Annotated in this window: 19 protein-coding genes; 10 read left to right on the plus strand and 9 right to left on the minus strand. The window is 67.4% G+C overall.

Going from position 1 to position 20,363, the window contains the following annotated elements; all coding sequences use genetic code 11:
- The first annotated feature begins 13 nt into the window (after positions 1-13).
- Positions 14-1,552, plus strand: a complete 1,539-nt coding sequence (locus MF609_RS00635) for an amino acid permease (protein WP_242414406.1) — start codon at positions 14-16, stop codon at positions 1,550-1,552.
- Positions 1,553-1,634: 82 nt separating this feature from the next.
- Here the strand turns inward: MF609_RS00635 and MF609_RS00640 are convergent, their stop codons facing one another.
- Complete coding sequence (locus tag MF609_RS00640) at positions 1,635-2,636, minus strand: adenosine kinase (protein ID WP_242414407.1); 1,002 nt, start codon at positions 2,634-2,636, stop codon at positions 1,635-1,637.
- A 136-nt stretch (positions 2,637-2,772) separates the two neighbouring features.
- On the opposite strand from MF609_RS00640, the gene MF609_RS00645 reads away from it, so the two are divergent.
- The 5 genes from MF609_RS00645 (at position 2,773) to MF609_RS00665 (ending at position 7,208) form a co-directional block, all read left to right on the plus strand.
- Entirely contained in the window at positions 2,773-3,471 is a 699-nt protein-coding gene (locus MF609_RS00645; protein ID WP_242414408.1) for an EI24 domain-containing protein, read from the plus strand.
- Positions 3,464-3,841, plus strand: a complete 378-nt coding sequence (locus MF609_RS00650; RefSeq protein ID WP_242414409.1) for a hypothetical protein — start codon at positions 3,464-3,466, stop codon at positions 3,839-3,841. The genes MF609_RS00645 and MF609_RS00650 overlap by 8 nt, the downstream gene beginning before the upstream one ends.
- Before the next feature lie 131 nt (positions 3,842-3,972).
- Complete coding sequence (locus MF609_RS00655; protein ID WP_277991025.1) at positions 3,973-5,013, plus strand: mannose-1-phosphate guanylyltransferase/mannose-6-phosphate isomerase; 1,041 nt, start codon at positions 3,973-3,975, stop codon at positions 5,011-5,013.
- Between the two features lie 54 nt (positions 5,014-5,067).
- The gene (locus MF609_RS00660; RefSeq protein WP_242414410.1) at positions 5,068-5,814 is read left to right on the plus strand and encodes an HAD-IIB family hydrolase; all 747 of its coding nucleotides are present in this window, start codon (positions 5,068-5,070) and stop codon (positions 5,812-5,814) included.
- Positions 5,815-6,131: 317 nt separating this feature from the next.
- Positions 6,132-7,208 (plus strand): hypothetical protein, encoded by a 1,077-nt coding sequence (locus MF609_RS00665; RefSeq protein WP_242414411.1) that lies wholly within the window; start codon positions 6,132-6,134, stop codon positions 7,206-7,208.
- Positions 7,209-7,620: 412 nt separating this feature from the next.
- Here MF609_RS00665 and acnA read toward each other — a convergent pair whose 3' ends face one another.
- The gene (gene acnA / locus MF609_RS00670; RefSeq protein WP_242414412.1) at positions 7,621-10,296 is read right to left on the minus strand and encodes an aconitate hydratase AcnA; all 2,676 of its coding nucleotides are present in this window, start codon (positions 10,294-10,296) and stop codon (positions 7,621-7,623) included.
- Between the two features lie 331 nt (positions 10,297-10,627).
- Between acnA and MF609_RS00675 the strand changes: the two genes are divergently transcribed.
- Positions 10,628-11,242: a hypothetical protein gene (locus tag MF609_RS00675; RefSeq protein WP_242414413.1), complete on the plus strand. Its 615-nt coding sequence runs from the start codon at positions 10,628-10,630 to the stop codon at positions 11,240-11,242.
- Entirely contained in the window at positions 11,205-11,753 is a 549-nt protein-coding gene (locus MF609_RS00680; RefSeq protein ID WP_242414414.1) for a 5'-methylthioadenosine/S-adenosylhomocysteine nucleosidase, read from the plus strand. Before MF609_RS00675 ends, MF609_RS00680 begins: the two co-directional genes overlap by 38 nt.
- A 312-nt stretch (positions 11,754-12,065) precedes the next feature.
- Here the strand turns inward: MF609_RS00680 and MF609_RS00685 are convergent, their stop codons facing one another.
- The 5 genes from MF609_RS00685 to xseA are packed head-to-tail and all read right to left on the minus strand — an operon-like array spanning position 12,066 to position 16,276.
- On the minus strand, positions 12,066-13,142 hold the full coding sequence (locus tag MF609_RS00685; protein WP_242414415.1) for a lactonase family protein: 1,077 nt from the start codon (positions 13,140-13,142) through the stop codon (positions 12,066-12,068).
- 35 nt (positions 13,143-13,177) lie between these two features.
- Positions 13,178-13,702, minus strand: coding sequence for a superoxide dismutase family protein (locus MF609_RS00690; RefSeq protein ID WP_242414416.1), 525 nt, complete (start codon positions 13,700-13,702; stop codon positions 13,178-13,180).
- A gap of 56 nt (positions 13,703-13,758) precedes the next feature.
- On the minus strand, positions 13,759-14,550 hold the full coding sequence (locus MF609_RS00695; protein WP_419723037.1) for a M23 family metallopeptidase: 792 nt from the start codon (positions 14,548-14,550) through the stop codon (positions 13,759-13,761).
- Positions 14,547-14,744: a DUF2093 domain-containing protein gene (locus MF609_RS20015; protein WP_272815573.1), complete on the minus strand. Its 198-nt coding sequence runs from the start codon at positions 14,742-14,744 to the stop codon at positions 14,547-14,549. Before MF609_RS20015 ends, MF609_RS00695 begins: the two co-directional genes overlap by 4 nt.
- A 14-nt stretch (positions 14,745-14,758) precedes the next feature.
- On the minus strand, positions 14,759-16,276 hold the full coding sequence (gene xseA / locus MF609_RS00700; RefSeq protein WP_419723038.1) for an exodeoxyribonuclease VII large subunit: 1,518 nt from the start codon (positions 16,274-16,276) through the stop codon (positions 14,759-14,761).
- Here xseA and purD point away from each other — a divergent pair.
- Together purD and MF609_RS00710 are read left to right on the plus strand one after the other, a co-directional pair.
- A complete protein-coding gene (purD, locus tag MF609_RS00705) occupies positions 16,275-17,546 on the plus strand; it encodes a phosphoribosylamine--glycine ligase (RefSeq protein WP_242414417.1) in 1,272 nt (423 codons plus the stop codon). The two genes, xseA and purD, sit on opposite strands and share 2 nt — an antisense overlap.
- Before the next feature lie 4 nt (positions 17,547-17,550).
- Entirely contained in the window at positions 17,551-18,186 is a 636-nt protein-coding gene (locus tag MF609_RS00710; protein WP_242414418.1) for an NADH-quinone oxidoreductase subunit E, read from the plus strand.
- Positions 18,187-18,264: 78 nt separating this feature from the next.
- Here the strand turns inward: MF609_RS00710 and MF609_RS00715 are convergent, their stop codons facing one another.
- A complete protein-coding gene (locus tag MF609_RS00715) occupies positions 18,265-18,756 on the minus strand; it encodes a GNAT family N-acetyltransferase (protein WP_242414419.1) in 492 nt (163 codons plus the stop codon).
- 223 nt (positions 18,757-18,979) lie between these two features.
- Complete coding sequence (locus MF609_RS00720; protein ID WP_242414420.1) at positions 18,980-20,284, minus strand: hemolysin family protein; 1,305 nt, start codon at positions 20,282-20,284, stop codon at positions 18,980-18,982.
- Positions 20,285-20,363 lie beyond the last annotated feature (79 nt).

The following is a 20,363-nucleotide window of genomic DNA, read 5'->3' on the forward strand; positions in this document are numbered from 1 at the left end:
CTGGGGGGCCTGCATGATTTTTGGCCGTATCAAGCCACTCGATGCGATCCTAGCGACCGCTGAGAAGAAATCGCTTACCCGCACCTTGGGTGCGTTCCAGCTGACGATGCTGGGCGTCGGGGCCATTATCGGCACCGGCATCTTCGTCCTTACCGCCGAAGCCGCGCAGAAGGCCGGGCCGGGTATGATGATCTCGTTCATCATCGCCGGCGCGGTCTGCGCCGTCGCCGCGCTTTGCTATGCCGAAATGTCGTCGATGGTCCCGGTGTCGGGATCGGCCTATACCTACAGCTATGCCGTGATGGGCGAGATGCTGGCCTGGATGGTCGGCTGGGCACTCGTGCTCGAATATGCGGTGGCGGCCGGCGCGGTGTCGGTCGGCTGGTCCGGCTATTTCGTCGGCCTGCTCAGGGAATTCGCCGGCATCGACCTGCCGACCGCGCTGACGCTCGGTCCGATCGACGGCGGCATCATCAACGTGCCCGCCTTCATCATCGCCCTGCTCGTCACCTGGCTGCTGGTGATCGGGACCAAGGAATCGGCGTTCATCAACGCGATCCTGGTCGCGGTGAAGATCGGCGCGCTGATCCTGTTCTGCGCGCTGGCACTGCCGGTGATGCAGTCGAAGAATTTCGAACCCTTCATGCCGCTGGGCTTCGGCGGCGTTTCGGCGGCGGCGGCATCGATCTTCTTCGCCTATGTCGGGTTCGACGCGGTATCGACCGCGGCGGAGGAGACGAAGAACCCGCAACGCAACATGCCGATCGGCCTGATCGGCAGCCTTGCGATCTGCACCATCTTCTACATCCTCGTCGCCGCCGGCGTCATCGGCACGGTCGGCGCACAGCCGCTGGTCGATGCAGCGGGCAAGGGCATTGCGCCCGGCAGCACCGAACTGGCCGCCGCCTGCGCCAATATCGGCAGCCAGGCCGTCGTCTGTTCGAAGGAAGCGCTGGCGTGGACGCTGCGCGAAATCGGCTGGCAGCAGGTCGGCAACCTGATCGGCCTTGCCGCAGGGCTGGCGCTGCCCAGCGTCGTGCTGATGATGATGTTCGGCCAGACCCGCATCTTCTTCGTGATGAGCCGTGACGGCCTGCTTCCGGCAAAGCTGTCGAAGGTCCATCCGAAATACGGCACGCCGCACGTCGTGACGATCATCACCGGCGTGTTCGTCGCGTTCTTCGCCGCGCTGTTCCCGGTGGGGGCACTGGCCGACATCTCGAACTCGGGCACGTTGTTCGCGTTCGCCATGGTCGCTATCGCGGTGATGGTGCTGCGCAAGACCGACCCGGATCGTCGTCGCCCGTTCCGTACGCCGGCCGTCATGATCGTCGCCCCGCTGGCGGTAGCCGGCTGCGTCTATCTGTTCTTCAGCCTGTCCTTCTATACGCTCGCGCTGTTCTTCGGCTGGGCGTTCGTCGGGCTGCTGGTGTATTTCGGCTACAGCAAGTCGCGCAGCCATGTCGGTCGCGGCATCGTCGACACCCATGAAGACGATGCGGGCGTGCCGCCGCTGCCGGTACCGCCACTGCCGGGTGGTCCGAAGGACTGATCGGCAACGCCGCCACGATACGGAAAAGGGCCGGGGAATCGCTTCCCCGGCCCTTTCTTCTTGTCGGCGACGGGCTGGCGGATCAGCCGCCCAGCTTGTCCGCCATCAGCTTGGTCAGGTCGACCTCGGGCCGCGCGCCATAGTGCGAGATGATCTCAGCCGCGCACAGCGCACCCAGCTTCAGCGAGCGTTCGATGTCGTAGCCGTGCGACTGGCCGTGCAGGAAGCCGGCGGCGAACAGGTCACCCGCACCGGTGGTGTCAACCACGCGCTCGATCGGCTGGGCGGGCACGCTGGTACGCACACCATCGGTCACCGCGATCGCGCCATGTTCGCCGCGGGTCACGACCAGCACCGGCACCTGGGCTGCGATCCGCTCCACCGCCGCGTCGAAATCCTCGACCTGCGCCAGTGCGACCAGTTCGTTTTCGTTGGCGAACAGGATGTCGACCTGTCCCTCGGCGATCAGGCTGCGGAAATCGTCGCCATGGCGCGAGATGCAGAAGGTGTCCGACAGGGTGAAGGCGACCTTGCGCCCCGCGTCGCGCGCGATGCGGATGCCGGCGCGCATCGCGGCACGCGGCTCTTCGGGGTCCCACAGATAGCCTTCGAGATACAGGATCGCGCCGCTGGCGATCAGGTCGGCGTCGAGCGCGGCTTCGGGCAGGAACTGCGACGCGCCGAGGAAGGTGTTCATCGTGCGCTGTCCATCGGGCGTCACGAAGATCAGGCAGCGGGCGGTGGTCGGCTCGCCGGCGCGGACCGCGGTGTCGAACCGGACGCCGGCGGCGCGGATATCGTGCGCGAACACCGCGCCCAGCTGGTCATCGGCGACCTGTCCGATGAACCCGGTCTTGCCGCCCAGCGCGGCGATGCCGGCAACGGTGTTCGCGGCCGACCCGCCCGATACTTCGCGGCCCGGACCCATCTTGGCATAGAGCGCATCGGCATCGGCGGGCGAGAAGACGAGCTGCATCGACCCCTTGGTCATGCCCTCCGCTGCGAGGAAGGCGTCGTCCGACTTGGCGAGAATATCGACGATGGCGTTGCCGATCGCAACGACGTCGAGCGTGGGCTGGGTCAATCAAGGTCTCCGAAGAAGGTCGCCCGGCGATGGCGCACGGGCATTGCCTTGCGCGTTAGCCAGCGGCGCGCGTGCTAGCAAGCGTGCCGCCGTCGGGGCGTTGACGTGCCCCGTCCGCGCTACCATCGTCCGGCGCATGATCGAAAGCTTCTTCCTGTCCGTCGCACAGCTTGGCGACCGGGCGTTCCTGCGGGTGCTGGCCAAGTCGCTGGCGTTGACCCTCGTGCTGTTGGCGTTGGTCGGTGCGGGGCTGGCATGGGGGGCGCGCTGGATCGTGACCGACTGGTTCGTCCTGGGCGACGATGCCGGCACGCTGGCGATCATCGCCGCAGTCATCGTCGCGATCGGGCTTGCCTGGCTGCTGTTCCGGATCGTCGCGATCGCGGTCATCGGCCTGTTCGCCGACGAAGTGGTCGAGGCGGTCGAGGCGAAACATTATCCCGCCGCACTGGCGACCGCCCGACCGGTACCGATCGGCCGGTCGCTGGCGATGGGGGGCAAGTCGATCCTGCGGACGATCGCGGTCAACCTGTTCTTCGTACCGCTCTATCTGCTGCTGCTCGCCACCGGTATCGGGACGGCGGCGGTGTTCTTCGTCGTCAATGGCTGGCTGCTGGGGCGCGACCTGTCCGACATGGTCGCCGCACGCCACCTGCCCCCCGCGGCGATGCCTGCCGAGCGAAGTGCTAGCGGCGGACGGCGGTTTCTTCTGGGCCTGATGGGAACCGGATTGCTGGTGATACCGTTTGTGAATTTCGTTGCGCCGCTGATCGGCGCAGCGATGGCGACGCATGGCTTTCATCGACGCCGGAACAAGGGGGGTGGGAATGCGTAGCGTTGGGATCAGCGTAGGCTTGGCGCTGGCCGTCTCCGCCTGCGCCACGCCCGGTCCCGTCGTGCGCCAGAATGCCCTGCCCGTCCCGCCCAAGCCCAGCTACGGCACGATCGGCCTCGAACGCGTGATGGGCCAGAATGCCAATGCATTGACCCAGTTGTTCGGCCAGCCGCTGCTCGACCTGACAGAAGGGGCGGGTCGCAAGCTGCAGTTCGGATCGAACATCTGCGTTCTCGATGCCTATCTCTATGCCCCGCAGCAAGGCGGCGTGCCGGTCGTCAGTCATGTCGATGCGCGCCAGCGTAGCGGCGCACCGATCGACCGCGCCAGCTGTGTCGCGGCGCTCACCCGGCGCGATGGAGGGCGCTAGTCTCCGGCCATGCGACGGCAGGGACGCGACCGACCATCCCATTGCGCGAACACCCATCTGATGGGGCATCACGCCCCAACGCCCGTCGACAGGCGTCCTTCCCAATTCGACAGACAGGAACTCGCTTGACCATGCCGACGATCGTACCCGTCATTCTCTCCGGCGGATCGGGAACCCGCCTGTGGCCGATGTCGACCCCGGAAACGCCCAAGCAGATGCTGGCGCTGACGGCGGAGGCAACGATGCTGCAGCTGACGGCCACGCGCGCCATCGGCGACGGGTTCGCCGCGCCGATCGTGGTCGCCAATACCCGCCATGCCGACATGATCGACAGCCAGCTGGGTGCGGTCGGCGCCACACCGAGCGCGCTGATCCTCGAACCCGCCGGACGCAATACGGCACCGGCGATCGCACTGGCGGCGCTGGCGGCGGAGACGCCCGACGCGGTGCTGCTGGTCATGCCGTCGGACCATGTCATCGCCGACGTCGCCGCGTTCCACGTCGCGGTCCAGCGCGCGCTGCCCAAGGTGCAGGACGGCTGGCTCACCACCTTCGGTATTTCCCCTGACGCGCCGGAGACCGGCTATGGCTGGATCCAGGCCGGCGAAGAGATTGCCTACGGTGTCCACCGCGTCGCGCGCTTCGTCGAAAAGCCGCCGCTGGATGCGGCACAGGCGATGCTGGCGGCCGGCGACCATGTGTGGAATGGCGGCATCTTCCTGTTCCGTGCCGACCGCTATCTGGCGGAACTCGGCCAGCACGAGCCGGAGATGCTGGCCGCGTGCGAGCGGGCGATGGACAAGGCCGAGCGGACCGGCAACCGCGTCGCTCCCGATGCCGATGCCTTTGCCGCGTCCCCGTCGCAGTCGATCGACTATGCCGTCATGGAGAAGGCCGATCGCGTCGCGGTCGTCCCCGTCGCCATGGGCTGGAACGACCTGGGCAGCTGGGACGCGTTGCACGCGATCAGCGAGCGCGACGATGCCGGCAACGCGCATCGCGGCGAAGTGCTGGCGATCGATACCCGCGACTGTCTGGTCCGGACCGACGGCGTCCGCATCCGCATGGTCGGCGTGTCGGACCTGATCGTCGTCGCCAGCGGCAACGACCTGCTGATCCTGCCGCGCGGACAGAGCCAGAGCGTCAAGAAGCTGGTCGAGGCGCTTAACTAATCCCGGTGGAGCGGCCACCATGCCGCCCCGCCCCATCCCCCATCGGAGTATGATATGAAGCAACTGGTAGCCTTCGACCTCGATGGCACGCTGGCCGAGAGCAAGCAGCAACTGACCGAAGCGATGGGCGAGGCGCTGGCCGACCTGCTGGGCGTCGCGCATGTCGCGATCATTTCGGGCGGCGACTGGCCACAGTTCGAAAAGCAGGTCGCAACCCGCCTGCCCGAACGCGCCGACCTGTCGCGGCTGTGGATGATGCCGACCAGCGGCACCAAGCTCTACACCTGGGGCGATGGCCGCTGGAACACGGTCTATGCCGACCTGTTCGACGACGCGACCAAGGCGAAGATCCTCGAGGCGTTCGACGCCGCGCTGGAAGCGACCGGCTTCGTGCCCGAACAGACTTGGGGCGAGCGGATCGAGGATCGCGGCAGCCAGATCACCTTCTCGGCGCTGGGACAGCAGGCCCCGATCGACGCCAAGGAACATTGGGACCCCAAGTTCGAGAAGCGCAAGATCATCCAGGCCGACCTGAAGCAACGCCTGCCAGGCCTGTCGATCAATATGGGCGGCGCGACGTCGATCGACATCACCAAGGAAGGCGTGGACAAGGCGACCGGCCTCGCCAAGCTTGCCGACATCAGCGGCATCGCCACCGACGACATGCTGTTCATCGGCGATGCGATCTTTCCGGGCGGCAATGATTACGCGCCGAAGGCCGCCGGCATGGACACGGTCAAAATCCGCGATCCGCAGGAAACGCTGGCCGTGATCGAGGCGATCGTCGCCTGCCAGAAGTGACCGCGACACCCCCTGCCCCGCCAGTGTGCAGGGCAGGGTTTGCGGGCCAAAGTTCACGAAGTTCACACTTGTGCAATGTTGGCGACGCGCGCGCATCTCGTGGGCCTGTCGAATTGGCTGCACTTGCCCCGACTACGCTCAGGACGTGGACCAACGCTCTGCCACACCACCTTGCCGGTAGGAAAGCCAAGTAATTTCTTAACCCGGATGCCGGATCCCATGTTCCACGACGGTAAGATCCTGATTGCAATGGCCAGTCCCGGCCATGGTGCAGCAGGCACGCGGAGATATGGCAGATGTTGCGTTCGGTCCTCTTCATGGCGCTGCTGACCGGCGCGGCGACGGCACAACCGACACCACAGGCAATCGTCGATTATGATCGACCACCACCACGATTTGGCAACGTGGCGAAGGAAACCCATGTCACCCGGGGCGATTTGGTTCGGATCGATCAGCGGGTCATTCCCGCGCACACGCAGATCACCATCCTTCGACAGCTATACACGCGAACGGGCCAGCCATTCACGTTCGAAACGACCCGATCGGCGGACGGGCACTTGATCGGTGCGCGCATCGCGGACGACCCGCTTTTCGCACCTCCGGCCAAGACCCTTCGTCAATCGGCAGGCCCGCGTGAAAGGCATGCAGGTGAGCTATGCCAGCCATGGACGGTGAGCCAAAGGACATCGGACGGCTCAATGTTCCAGCAGGCCGGCTGCACCACCGCCGACGGTATCGAACTGTCACGCAAAAAAGGGGTCATTGACGCCATATCCGCAACCAACGTGCGTCGGACCGCGGTAAGCGCCGGCGCGGTACGCTTGCCGTTCGAGACACTCGACACGACGCTACTGGTCCGGCAGGAAGCTGGGAGCGATCACCGATCCGACTACGAGCTTGTGTTGGCTGACCGTCATGGCGCGACGGTATTGCAGCGGCGAAGCGGCAACTGGCTCTACATTGAGGAACGCGTTGGTCAGGTGCGCACCATATCAGTCCGTAACCTCTTGACGGGCGTAGAAATACGCTATTCAAGAAACAGGAACGGTCGACGGGCATGGATGTGGTCGCGATCCTTTGCGCCCACCGTCCGCCCTGCCGCGAAGCCAGACAAGGCCACGTCGGCAGCAACGCGGCAAGAAACGATCCTGGGCGAGAAATGCAGCTGGCAAAATGCATGGCCCGGTGTGATCGTCTTCGACGGCAGCAAAAGCGACTGCCGCACCGCCGATGGAGTCGTGCTCGCCAGCGTGGAAACCAGCATGGGCAGCATGACGCACTTCACGGCGACTTCGCTGTCGCGACGAACCCAGCCGTTATCCGCAATCAAACTTCCGGCGGAAGTGACCGATCGTGCCGCATGGGAACTGGGGGACGCGCAACCGGTTCGATAGGGCCGCTTTCCGCCCGATAACCACGTCGATGACCACGCAACATTGGTCCCGGATACTTGTCGGCGTGACGGTGGCGATCACCGGGCCGTTGCACGGGACCGTACGGGGATAAGTGGTTCCGTCGTCAGCAGCGTAGTCAGGCCAATCTGATGGCGCGCTGGGCGACAATGATCGAGGGTCGCCGTGGCGGACATGGTGGTACGGTATCATCCCGTCGCGTTCGTGCTGGCGGAAATCGGTGACGGCTCCCGTTTGATTGCCGGCGCCGCGCGTGTCGGCGGCGCTCCGTCAATCCGTTCAGGAGGGCGGAACATGCAAGGGCCACGACTACCCCTGGGCCGCGCCCCCAAGCAAAAGGCCGCGTCCCCCTGTCCAGGAGACGCGGCCCTTTCCAGCCGTCAGGCGGTACCGCTTACGCGGCCAGCTTGCGCAGCACGTACTGCAGGATGCCGCCGTTCAGGAAATATTCCAGTTCGTTGACGGTATCGATCCGGCACTTCGTCAGGAACGTCTCGGTCGTGCCGTCGGCGCGGACCATGATGACTTCGACGTCCTGCCGCGGGCGCAGGTTGGCGACGCCCTGGATCGTGAAGGTCTCGTCACCCGTCAGGCCGAGCGTCTGGCGCGTGACGCCTTCCGCGAACTGCAGCGGCAGCACGCCCATGCCGACGAGATTCGAGCGGTGGATACGCTCGAAGCTTTCGGTGATGACCGCGCGGACGCCCAAGAGGTTGGTGCCCTTCGCCGCCCAGTCGCGCGACGAACCGGTGCCATATTCCTTGCCCGCGATCACGACCAGCGGGGTGCCGTCGGCCTTGTGACGCATCGCCGCGTCATAGATCGGCATGACTTCGCCGTCATAGCGGCTCATGCCGCCTTCGACGCCGGGGACCATTTCGTTCTTGATGCGGATGTTCGCGAAGGTGCCGCGAACCATGACATTGTCGTTGCCGCGACGCGCACCGTAGCTGTTGAAGTCGGCGCGGGAAACCTGCCGCTCCATCAACCACTTACCGGCCGGGCTGTCGGCCTTGATCGAACCGGCCGGCGAAATGTGGTCGGTGGTGATCGAATCGCCGAGGATCGCCAGCGGCTTTGCCTCGATGATGTCGGCGATCGGGTTCGGGGTCATCGTCAGCCCGTCGAAATAGGGCGGGTTGGCGATGTAGGTGCTGCTGGTCGGCCAGTTATAGGTATCCGACCCCTCGACGGAGATGCCGGCCCAGTGCTTGTCGCCGGCATAGACGTTGCCATAGCGCGAACGGAACATGCCGTCGTCGATGTTGGCGGCCATGAGGTCGGCGACCTCTTCGTTGGTCGGCCAGATGTCCTTCAGATACACGTCCTGCCCGTCGGTGCCCTGCCCGATCGGCGTCGACACCATGTCCTCGGTCACGGTGCCCTTCAGCGCATAGGCGACGACGAGCGGCGGCGAGGCGAGGAAGTTGGCGCGCACATCGGCCGACACGCGGCCTTCGAAGTTGCGGTTGCCCGACAGGACCGAGGCGGCGACGATGTCGTTGCCGTTGATCGCCGCCGAGATCGGAGCCGCCAGCGGACCCGAATTGCCGATGCAGGTGGTGCAGCCATAGCCGACGAGGTTGAAGCCGACCGCGTTCAGGTCGGCGGTCAGGCCGGCCTTGTCGAGATAGTCGGTGACGACCTGCGAACCCGGGGCCAGCGAGGTCTTGACCCACGGCTTGGGCTTGAGGCCCAGCTTGTTCGCCTTGCGCGCGACGAGGCCGGCGGCGACCAGCACCGACGGGTTCGACGTGTTGGTGCAGCTGGTGATCGCGGCGATCACGACGTCGCCGTCGCCGATATCGTGGGTTTCGCCCTCGACCGCGACGCGCTTGGCCGAGTCCTTCTTGTAGACCTTCTCCAGATCGGCGTTGAACACGTCGTCGACGCTGGGCAGTTCGACGCGGTCCTGCGGACGCTTTGGCCCCGCGAGCGACGGCACCACGGTCGACATGTCGAGTTCGAGCGTGTCGGTGAAGATCGGGTCGACGGCGTTCTCGTCCCGCCAGAAGCCGTTGGCCTTGGCATAGGCTTCGGTCAGCGCGATCACTTCCTCGGGACGCGCGGTCAGGCGCATGTAATCGATCGTCTTGTCGTCTACGGGGAAGAAGCCGCAGGTCGCGCCATATTCCGGCGCCATGTTGGCGATGGTCGCACGGTCGGCGAGCGTCATCGACGACAGGCCCGGGCCGTAGAATTCGACGAAGCGGCCGACCACCCCCTTGGCGCGCAGCATCTGCGTGACGGTCAGCACGAGGTCAGTGGCGGTGATGCCTTCCTGCAGCTTGCCGGTCAGCTTGAAGCCGACGACTTCGGGGATCAGCATCGACACCGGCTGGCCGAGCATCGCCGCTTCCGCCTCGATGCCGCCCACGCCCCAGCCGAGCACGCCGAGGCCGTTGACCATCGTCGTGTGGCTGTCGGTGCCGACCAGCGTGTCGGGATAGGCGATCGTGCCCGAACCGTCGGTCGATTCCGACGACCACACCGCCTGCGCGACGTACTCAAGGTTCACCTGGTGGCAGATGCCGGTGCCCGGCGGGACCACCGAGAAATTGTCGAGCGCCTTCGATCCCCACTTCAGGAATTCATAGCGTTCGATGTTGCGCTGATATTCCAGCTCGACATTCTCTTCGGCCGCGGTCGGCGTGCCGAATTCGTCGACCATCACCGAGTGGTCGATGACGAGGTGGACGGGAACCTGCGGGTTGATCTTGGCCGCGTCGCCGCCAAGGCCGGTAATCGCATCGCGCATCGCCGCCAGGTCGACGACGCAGGGAACGCCGGTGAAGTCCTGCATCAGCACGCGGGCCGGGCGATACTGGATTTCACGATCCGAGCGGGCATCCTTCTGCCAGTCGACGATCGCCTGGGCATCCTCGCCCGTGACGGTCACGCCGTCTTCGAAGCGGAGCATGTTCTCCAGCAGCACCTTCATCGAGAAGGGCAGCCGCGACACGTCGCCGAGCTTGGCCGACGCCTTGGCCAGCGAATAATAAGAATAGGTCTTGCCGCCGACAGTAAGCGTGTCGCGGGTGCCGAGCGTGTCCTGGCCGATGGCGGTCATGCGGATCCTTCCCAGTTGGTCGCGGGCGGGATTCGACGGGCCGAGGGCCGTCGACGGAGAGGCCGCCGCGGGTAGGTTATCGAGCTGTACGCGTGGCCCTTAGCAACCGTGTCCAGCGGGGGGAAGTGGGTGAATCCTCGTTCGGGTACACGAACCGGGACTTTTACCTCAACACAAATGATTTCGATTTGCAATAGCGATATTGATGTCGGTTGCCGGCTTACCGCAGAGCGATCCGGCGCTGCGTGGAAGGGCTATCCTGACGAACGACCATTTTCCTACAAGGCTTTTGTTCGTGTAACGTTCCGTCGTCGAGAATAGGGGGCGGACGATGACAACGTATCGGGTGCGGCATGACGGATGGACGCCGCAGCGGCGGCGGGCGTTTCTGCGGGCGTTGGGCGAGACGGGATGCGTCCGAGATGCCTGTGCGCGCGCCCGGATTTCGAACACATCGGCCTATCGGATGCGCAAACGCTGCGCGACCTTTGCGCGGGCATGGGACCGGGCACTTACCAAGGTAGCCCCCACCATCGAACAGGCGGCATTCGAACGCGCGGTCAACGGGTGGGAGGAACCGGTCTGGCACGGCGGCAAGCTGGTGGGATACCGCCGCCGCTTTTCGGACGGGTTGCTGCGCCTGCTGCTGACGCGGGGCACGCAGCGGGGCGCGGTTCCGGAGGCGGAAGCGGACCCGTTTCCGCGGAGCAAGGGATGGGACCGGGCGACGCAGGCGGAAACCGACGCCCAGCTGCTGGCGAACGTGAAAGCGTTCAGGCGGCGGTTGGAGGCGGAAAAGGCCCAGAAGGCCTTGCCTTCGCCCGCCCCGGCCGCCACCACCCCGCCGATCGAACAGGGGGAAGGCGATGCAGGCGACGCGGATCGGGGAGCGGCGGGTGCTGTTCGTGATGGCGACGGACCACGAATATGGACCCTGCCTGGCTGAACGCTTCGTGCCGGTGATTACCGGGGTCGGGCCGGTCGAGGCGGCGGTCGTGACGACGCAGGCGCTGGCCGGGATGACCGCCCTGCCCGACCTGGTCGTGTCGATCGGGTCGGCGGGGTCGCGGGCCTTGCCGCTGGGCTCGGTGTGGCAGGTCGCCAGCGTATCATGGCGCGACATGGATGCGTCGCGGATCGGCTTTGCGAAGGGCGTGGTGCCCTTTGCCGATTTCGGCGCGGAACTGGCGCTGGCGACGCCGCTCGACTGGCCGACCGCGCGGCTGTCCACCGGGGCGGACATCGTCGGGGGTGACGATTACGACCGGATCGATGCGGATATGGTCGACATGGAAAGCTATGCCGTGGTGCGGGCGTGCGCGCGGTTCGGGGTGCCGGTGATGGGCCTGCGCGGCATTTCGGACGGACCGGGCGAGCTGGAGGCGCTCGGCGGGTGGACCGCGATGCTGGGCGTGCTGGACGAACGGTTGGCGGGGATCGTGGACCGGTTGCCTTGACGATTTGGTTCACGCGAAGGCGCGGAGACGCGAAGGGGTTGCGCTTGCGGCGATCATTCCCGCACCCGCAGGGTTCGTCCTGCGGTTCAGACCGCGACGACGTCTCCCGCTCGGGAGCGGCTGGGTACGCGCGAAACGCCTCCGCGTGAACCGACTTTGAGGGCCGATCGACATTCGGCGCATTGGACGACTGCTACATCCCCCCATCGTCACTCCCGCGCAGGCGGGAGTCCATATGCGCCAACGTCGCACATCCAGCCGAAGCGGCAGCGGTTATGGATTGCCGCCTTCGCGGGAATGGCGGGGGGTGGCTTAAGCCCGGTCGAGGAAAACCACGCCTGGCACCGCGATGCGCGCCGGCGTCGGGCGCAACCGGCCGTCATAGGTCAGGTCGAGGATCGCGACATTGCCGCTGCGTTCGTTGGCGACCAGCAACTGGCCCGTCTCCTCCAGCAGCAGGAAGAAGCGCGGCCAGTCGCCGCCGCACGGGACATGCTGGGCAAGCGTCGCGCTGCCGTCCTCGGCGAGGTCGAACACGGCGAGGCTGTTATGGCCCCGGTTGGAGGCATAGAGGCGACGCCCGGCGCGATCGATCGCGATATGCGCGCCGTAGGACGTGCCCTGCCAGTCGGGCGGGAGCAGCGAGGTCGTGGCGCGGGGCGTCAGCGTACCGTCGAACTGCGCGTCGAGCGTGGTCAGCGTATTGGCCAGTTCGGTGACGACATAGGCGATCGGCAGGGTCGGGTGATAGGCCAGATGGCGCGGCCCCGATCCGGCCGGCGCGCGCCATGCGACCGCCGGATCGCCGATCTCCCCGGTCGACAGCGGATAGGCGAAGACCGCGTCGGCACCGAGATCGACCGCGTGGAGGAAGCGGTTGTCGGGGGTGAAGCCGACCCAGTGCGCGTGCGGCCCCGCCTGGCGATCCTTGCGCGGGCCGGTGCCCTTGTGCTGGCGGATGATGGGGGCCTGCGGCATGCCGGCGGCGAGCGGATAGAGCGCGACGGTGCCCGACGAATAGTTGGCGACGGCCAGCAGGCTGCCGTTCGGGGCAATCGCGATGTGGCAGGGATCGTCGCCGCCGCTCGGCAGGTCGGCAAGGATCCTGCCGCTGCGGTCGGTCGCGACCATCCGCCCCTGCGCGAACTCCCGCACGAAATAACGCATGTCGCCGCGCGACACGCCGAAGGATGCGTCCTTCAATGCCGGATCGGCGTCGCCGACGCTCCAGCTGCGGCCCGATGCGGTCAGGCGATAGACGCCCGCCCCACCCTTTCCGGCATAGGTGCCGGCGATCAACGCCTGCCGCCAGCCCTGCGCCCGGACGGGCAGGGCGGACAAGGTAGCGGTGGCGGCCATGCCGGCCAGAACGGAGCGTCGCGTGGTCATGGACCCGCTATGCGCCGCCCGGGCCGGCCATGCAATCAGGCGGCGGTGAACACGCCGCAGGCGATGCGACCGCCCGAATTGCCCGACGGGTCGGTCTTGTAATCGTCGGCACCGGCATGGATCACGAAGGCCGAGCCATCGGCGTCGAGCAACCCGTCCATCGTACCGGAGGGCAGCATGATCGTCACCGACCCCGACCCATCGGCACCGATGGTCAGGTTGGGCGCGTCGCCCGCGTGCGGGCCGGCGGGGTTGCTGGTGCCGTGCTGCTTCGCGGTCGGGTTCCAGTGGCCGCCGGCGGTGGTGAAGTCGGGCGCGTCGCAGCGGCCGGTGGTGTGGACATGCGCGCCGTGCAGGCCGGCGGGCATACCGCGCGCGTCGATCCGAATCTGGATACCGCCCGCCATTTCGGTCGCGGTGACGGTGCCGACATCGGCCCCGGTGGCGGTGCGCAGCGGCGCGGTGGCGGTCCGGCCGGCGGTGGCGCCGGTCGACCCGGTCGTGGTGCAGCCGGCAAGGGCGGTGGCGGCGATGGCGGTGAGCAAGGTGGCACGCAGCATGATCGAGTTCCCCTTTGATACAGATGCGGAATGTTTCGGCGGTACGGGCGGTTCCGTCAGGGCGTCATCGGTCCGGCGAGCAGCAGCGGATCGATCCGCGCGTCGAGCCATTTCATGCTCCAGTGGAGATGCGGTCCGGTCGCCCGCCCGGTCGCGCCGATGGCGCCGACGACCTGCCCCTGACGCACCGGGTCGCCGGGCTTCACGTCGATCCGCGACAGGTGCAGGAACGCGCTGTTCAGCCCCATGCCATGGTCGATCATCAGCAGATTGCCCTCCAGCGTGAAGGGCGCGGATGCGGCGAGGATGACGACGCCGTCCGCCGGCGCGGCGACGGGCGTGCCGGTCGGCCGGGCGACATCGACGCCCGAATGATAGGCCCCGGGTTCGCCGGCATAGATGCGCTGCGCCCCGAACAGGCCGGAGATGCGGCCCTTGACCGGCCAGGCGAAGCGTTGCCGCCACCCCTGCGCATCGGTCGCCTTGTCGCGCGCGGCGGCGATCTGCGCCAGTTCGGGGGCGCGGCGGCGCTGGAACTCGGCGGAGGGCTGCGACACGCGGGGCAGGGTCGGCAGGCGTTCGATCCGCCACGCGCGGGGCGCTACGGTCAGCGGGCGGACGAGGCGCTGGCCGTCGGGGAGCGTCGCGACCAGCGTCGCGGACGGGCCGGCGTCGCGGTCGAACGCGATCAGGAAGCGGCCGTCCGGGGCGACGGCGACCGGCTGTCCGTCCAGCTGCAGCGTCGCGCCTGCGGCAACGCTGCCGGTCAGGACGGCGCCCTGCCCCGGCGTGCCGCTCAGCACGATGGCGGCGGGGGCGGCCGCGATCAGGACGGCAGCGGCGATCACTCGGGTGCGAGCGCCTTGGTCGACGCCTCGGCATCGACATAGGCTTCCTGCCGGCCTGCGTTCCAATAGCGCAGCTCGTCGAGCGGGATGCGGCTGCCGGTAACCGCGCAGGTCACGAAATCGCCATCGGCCAGCACCCGGAAATTATTGGTGAGGTAATGGAGCTTGGCGGGGCGGCTTTCGGGCTTCAGCATCGTGGGTGTCCGCTTCAGAGCAGGGTGGGTTGCGTGGGTTCGACATAGGCGCGCCCTCCGGCACGCTCAACCTTCGCGTCCAGCACGCCGTCGCGGAAGTGGAGCTGGAGCGCGCCGGCCGCGCGCGCATCGGCGGCGGTGGCGACGGTCTTGCCGTTCGTCCTGGCGACGACGCGGACATAGCCTTTTTGCAGCAGATTGTCGGGGTTCACCTGCTCCAGCATCCGGGCGGTGCCGTCGAACCGGGCGCGCGCCTGCGCCAGCCGCTGGGTCAGCATCGCGGGGCGCAGCGCATGGCCGTGGCGGTCGAGGCTGCGCCGGGCGGTCGCGACGCGCCGTTCGAGCGCGAGCGACAGGCGGCCGGCGGCATCGTCCAGCCGCTGGCGCTGCGGCCCCAGCAGCGCGTCGCGGCGGGGCATCACCCGGACCAGCGCGGCCAGTTGCTCGCGCCCCCGGTCGTGATAGCGCCGCACGCAGCGTTGGGTGCGCAGCGACAGGGTGGCGATGGTATGGGCGAGATCGGCGCGGACCGGGACCGCGAGTTCGGCGGCGGCGGTCGGCGTCGGCGCACGCAGGTCGGCGGCGTGGTCGCACAAGGTCGTGTCGGTCTCATGCCCGACCGCCGAGATGACCGGGATCGGCGAGGCGGCGACGGCGCGGACGACGACTTCCTCGTTGAAGCACCACAGGTCCTCGATCGAGCCACCGCCGCGCGCTACGATGAGAAGGTCGGGGCGGTAGATGGTGGCATCACTACCCGTACCCCGGCGGAGGCCGGGGTCCAGTTGAGCGACGTTTGCGGCTCCTTCCGATTGTTCCGTAACTGGACCCCGGCCTTCGCCGGGGTACGGCTTTGGTTCGCTGGGAGGGGCGTTGTCCTCCCTCAAGATCGGGCGCGAGGGAAGCGCCGCGAACCCGCGCACCGCCGCCGCGATCTCGGCTGCGGCACCTTCGCCCTGCACCTTCACCGGCCAGACCAGCACATGGGTCGGGCAGCGATCGGCCAGCCGATGGAGGATGTCGCGGATGACCGCGCCGGTCGGCGAGGTGACGATGCCGATGGTGCGCGGCAGGAAGGGCAGCGGGCGCTTCTTCGCCGGATCGAACAGCCCCTCGCCCGCCAGCTTACCTTTGAGTTTCTCCAGCAGCGCCATCAGCGCGCCTTCGCCGGCCAGTTCCAGATGATCGATCACGATCTGGTAGCGCGAGCGGCCGGGATAGGTGGTGAGCTTGCCCGTCGCGATCACCTCCACCCCATCCTGCGGGGTGAAGGCCAGCCGGCCGGCCGATCCGCGCCACATGACACCGTCGATCAGCGCGGCATCGTCCTTCAGCGCCAGATAGACATGGCCCGACGACGCACGCTTATAGCCCGAGATTTCGCCGCGCAGCCGGACGCGGCCGAACTCCCCCTCGACCATGCGCTTCAGCCGGCCGGCGAGTTCGCTGACGCTTTCGGGCGCGGCGTTGTCGTTCGCGCGCGGCTCGGCTACGAGCCGGCTCGACATAAAATCGGGGAAACGATCGTCCATGAATGTCCTGTTGATCGGATCGGGTGGGCGCGAACATGCGCTGGCGTGGAAGCTGGCGCAGTCACCGCTCCTCGATACGCTTTATGCCGCGCCCGGCAACCCCGGCATCGCCCAATCCGCGACGCTGGTCCCGCTGGACGTCGCCGACCACGGCGCGGTGGTGCGCTTCTGCGCCGAACGGTCGGTGAAGCTGGTGGTGGTCGGGCCGGAAGCGCCGCTGGTCGCCGGCCTTGCCGACGATCTGCGGGCCGCCGGCATCGCGACGTTCGGGCCGTCCGCCGCGGCCGCGCAGCTGGAAGGATCGAAGGGCTATACCAAGGATCTGTGCCGCGAGGCGGATATCCCGACCGCCGGCTATGTCCGCGTGTCGTCGCTGGACGACGCGATCGCGGCGCTCGCCCCCTTCTCGCTGCCGGTCGTCATCAAGGCCGATGGCCTTGCGGCGGGCAAGGGCGTGACGGTGGCGATGGACCGCGCCAAGGCCGAGGGCGCGCTCGCCGCGATCTTTGCCGATGCCGGCGGCGAGGCGGTGATTGAGGAGTTTCTGGCGGGTGAAGAGGCCAGCCTGTTCGTGCTGACCGATGGCGTCACGCTGCTGCCGTTCGGGTCGGCGCAGGACCATAAGCGGGTCGGCGACGGCGATACCGGTCCGAATACCGGCGGCATGGGAGCCTATTCTCCCGCGCCGGTGCTGACCCCGGCGCTGGAGAAACTGGCGATCGAGACGATCGTCGCACCGACCGTGGCGGCGATGGCCAAGCGCGGTACGCCCTATTCGGGCGTCCTCTATGCCGGGCTGATGCTGACCGATCGAGGTCCCAAGCTGATCGAATATAATGCGCGCTTCGGCGATCCCGAGGCCCAAGTGCTGATGGCGCGGCTGGACAGCGACCTGCTGCCGGTGCTGCTGGCGGTGGCGCAGGGGACGCTGGGCACGGTCGAGCCGCCGGTATTCAGCGACGATAGCGCGCTGACGGTGGTCATGGCGGCACCGGGCTATCCGGGTACGCCGCAGACCGGCCGTCCGATCGGCGGGATCGACGCGGCGGAGGCGACCGGCGCGACCGTGTTTCATGCGGGAACCCGTTCGGAGGGTGCGGGCGTTGTGACCGCCGGTGGCCGAGTGCTGGCCGTGACCGGGCGCGGGGCGAACGTTACCGCCGCGCAGGAAACGGCCTATCGCGCGGTCGATGCGCTCGACTTTCCGGGCTTCTGCCGCCGTGACATCGGCTGGCGCGAAGTCGCGCGCGAAGCGGCGATGAAGGATTGAGACGATGGATAGCGGCACCACTCCCCTGCAATCGCCCGGTTTCCTGGGCGCGCTGACGACGGTCCATTTCGTCATCATCGCCGTGCTGGCGGTGCTGACGATCATCGGCATCGCCTATGGCATGAAGCTGGCGCGCGCGCGGCGACAGGCATCGCGCGAGCTGGACGACGCCGGGCACCTCGAACGCGGCGATGTGCCGGCCCGTGAGGCGGACGTGGCGATACCGGTGCGGGAAGCCGCCCCGGTCGAGCGAGCGCCCGAGCCGGTCGCGCCTGCGCCGGTCGAACCGGTGGTCGCGCCGGCACCCGTCGCAAAGCCGGTGCCCACCCAGCCAGCGCCCGCCCCCGTCGTCGCTCCGGCCCCCGCGACCGTCGTCACGCCCCCGCCAGTGCCGGCAGCCGGCACCACCGACCTGACCCGCCTCAAGGGTCTGGGGCCGAAGGTCGCGGCGATGCTGGTCGAACAGGGCGTGCCGGACATCGCGACGCTGGCGACACTGGATGCGGCACGGGCCGATGCGGTCGCCGCGCAGCTGGGCATGTTCGCCCCGCGCATGGCGAAGGACCGCTGGGTCGAGCAGGCGCGATTCCTGGCGGCGGGCGATGTGGCGGGGTTCGAGGCGACGTTCGGGAAGCTGTAGGAAGGCGTGACCAGGGAGAACCAGTCGCGCCGTCCCGATCCGCTGTCGGTTTTTCCGATCGGGATGGTAAAGTGGGAATCAGCCGATCGGCCTCATCATCATGAGGCAAGGCGTGTCCTCACCCCACAAGTCCGGAAACACCTCAAGCGGCTCGAACCCGCTGGCTTCATAAAAGAGCCGGGTTTCGGCATAATGCGGATCGGGATGGGATGCCGCCAGGGTCTTGACGGTCAACCAGCGGACGCTCTCGGCTCTTAGCATGGTTTCTGCTTGCTCGATCAGTTTGCGTCCGCAGCCCCTACCGCGCTGATCCCGCGCGACACCAATTACATGAATCTCGGCTGCGACCGATGTATGCTTTTCCAGCGAGAGAAAGCCGGCAGCTTTCCCGTCCTCCGTATAGGCGACCAGGGTTGGCAAGCGGGTCGTGGCTGCGACATATTCGTCCAGCGATTCAGGCCGTCCGAACCATTCGGGCAGGCTGTCGAGAATGTTTCTCGCAATAATCTCTGTCCCTTCGCGCACCACTTCGATCCGGTACGTTCCAGCACTTGATGCGACGCCGCTCATATGGCCCCCGTTATCGATGGGTAATGCCGTCGTTCGACGAGATCGCCAGGGGCTGTCACGCGCCGCTTGCGGGCTTCCCGATTGGGAACCTACGACGGGAAAGGCCGATACCGGCGCGGCAACCCGCGCGCTGTGCCTTGCATCTTCTCGAAACCTGTTCCCGAATGGGCTTTCCCGAAATGCCGGACGCGGACGGGGAAACGGGAAACTTCCCCGCCGGGCGCTATGCCGCCTGTTCGACCAGCAATTTGTCGATCTTGCGCCCGTCCATGTCGACGATCTCGAAGCGCCAGCCCTGTTCGGTGAAATGCTCGCCCTCGGTCGGCAGATGCTTGAGCACCGCGAGCGCCAACCCGGCGACGGTCGCATAGTCGCGGTCCTCGGGCAGGTCGATGCCGATCCGTTCGGCCAGCTGGTCGGCGGGCGTCTGGCCCGATACCAGCAGCGACCCGTCCTCGCGGCGGATGATGTGCGGCGAATCGCCTTCCTCCGCATCCGACGCGAAGTCGCCGGCGATGGCGCGCAGCAGGTCGGCGGGGGTCACGATCCCTTCGAAATGGCCATATTCGTCGTGGACGAGGCCCATCGGCACCGCCGCGCGGCGGATCGCCTGCAGCGCGTCCATCGCATCGACCTGATCGGGCAGGACCGGTGCCTCGTGCAGCAGGGTGCGCAGATCGAGCGGCTCGCCGCGACAGATCGCCGCGACGATGTCGCGCGCCTGCACGACGCCGATCACCGCATCGACCGACCCTTCGGCGACCGGCAGGCGGGTATGCGGCGTGGTCGCCATCGCCGCGCGGATGCCGGCATCGTCGAGCGTGACGTCGAGCCATTCGACCTCGGTGCGCGGCGTCATCACCTCGCGCACCGGGCGGTCGGCCAAGCGGACGACGCCGGAAATGATCGAGCGCTCATGCTCCTCGATCACGCCCGACTTGCTGGCTTCGGCGACCAGCAGGTGCAGTTCCTCCGCCGTCACCCGGTTTTCGGATTCGCGGTTCATGCGCAGCAGCTTGAAGATCAGGCCCGAGGTCGTGTCGAGCAGCCAGACGAACGGCGCGGTGATCCGCGACAGCCACAGCATCGGCACCGCGACCAGCACCGCGATCGGCTCCGGGCTGCGCAGCGCGAACTGTTTCGGCACCAGCTCGCCGATCACCAGGCTGGCGAAGGTCGTGACGCCGATCACGACGCCGAAGCCGACATTGGCCGCCAGCGATTCGGGCAGGCCGAGCAGCACCAGCCGCTCACCCACCGGCCCGCCCAGGCTCGCCCCCGAATAGGCGCCCGACAGGATGCCGATCAGCGTGATGCCGATCTGGACGGTCGACAGGAACTTGCCGGGATCGTCGGCCAGCCGCATCGCGGTCTGTGCGCCCCTGCCCCCCGCCTTTGCCAGGCCTTCCAGCCGTGCCTTGCGCGCGGACACGATGGCGAGTTCGGACATGGCGAACAGGCCGTTCAACGCCACCAGCGCGAGGATGATGACGACGTCGAACCAGGGGAAGGGTGTGAGAGGTTCCATTGAACTGCCCCACCCATGCCGCAATGCCGCGCCCCGCACAACCGGCGAGTCGCGGCGGGACGATCAATTTGCGCCCCGG

Source organism: Sphingomonas panni, from assembly GCF_022664435.1.
Taxonomy (GTDB): Bacteria; Pseudomonadota; Alphaproteobacteria; order Sphingomonadales; family Sphingomonadaceae; genus Sphingomonas; species Sphingomonas panni.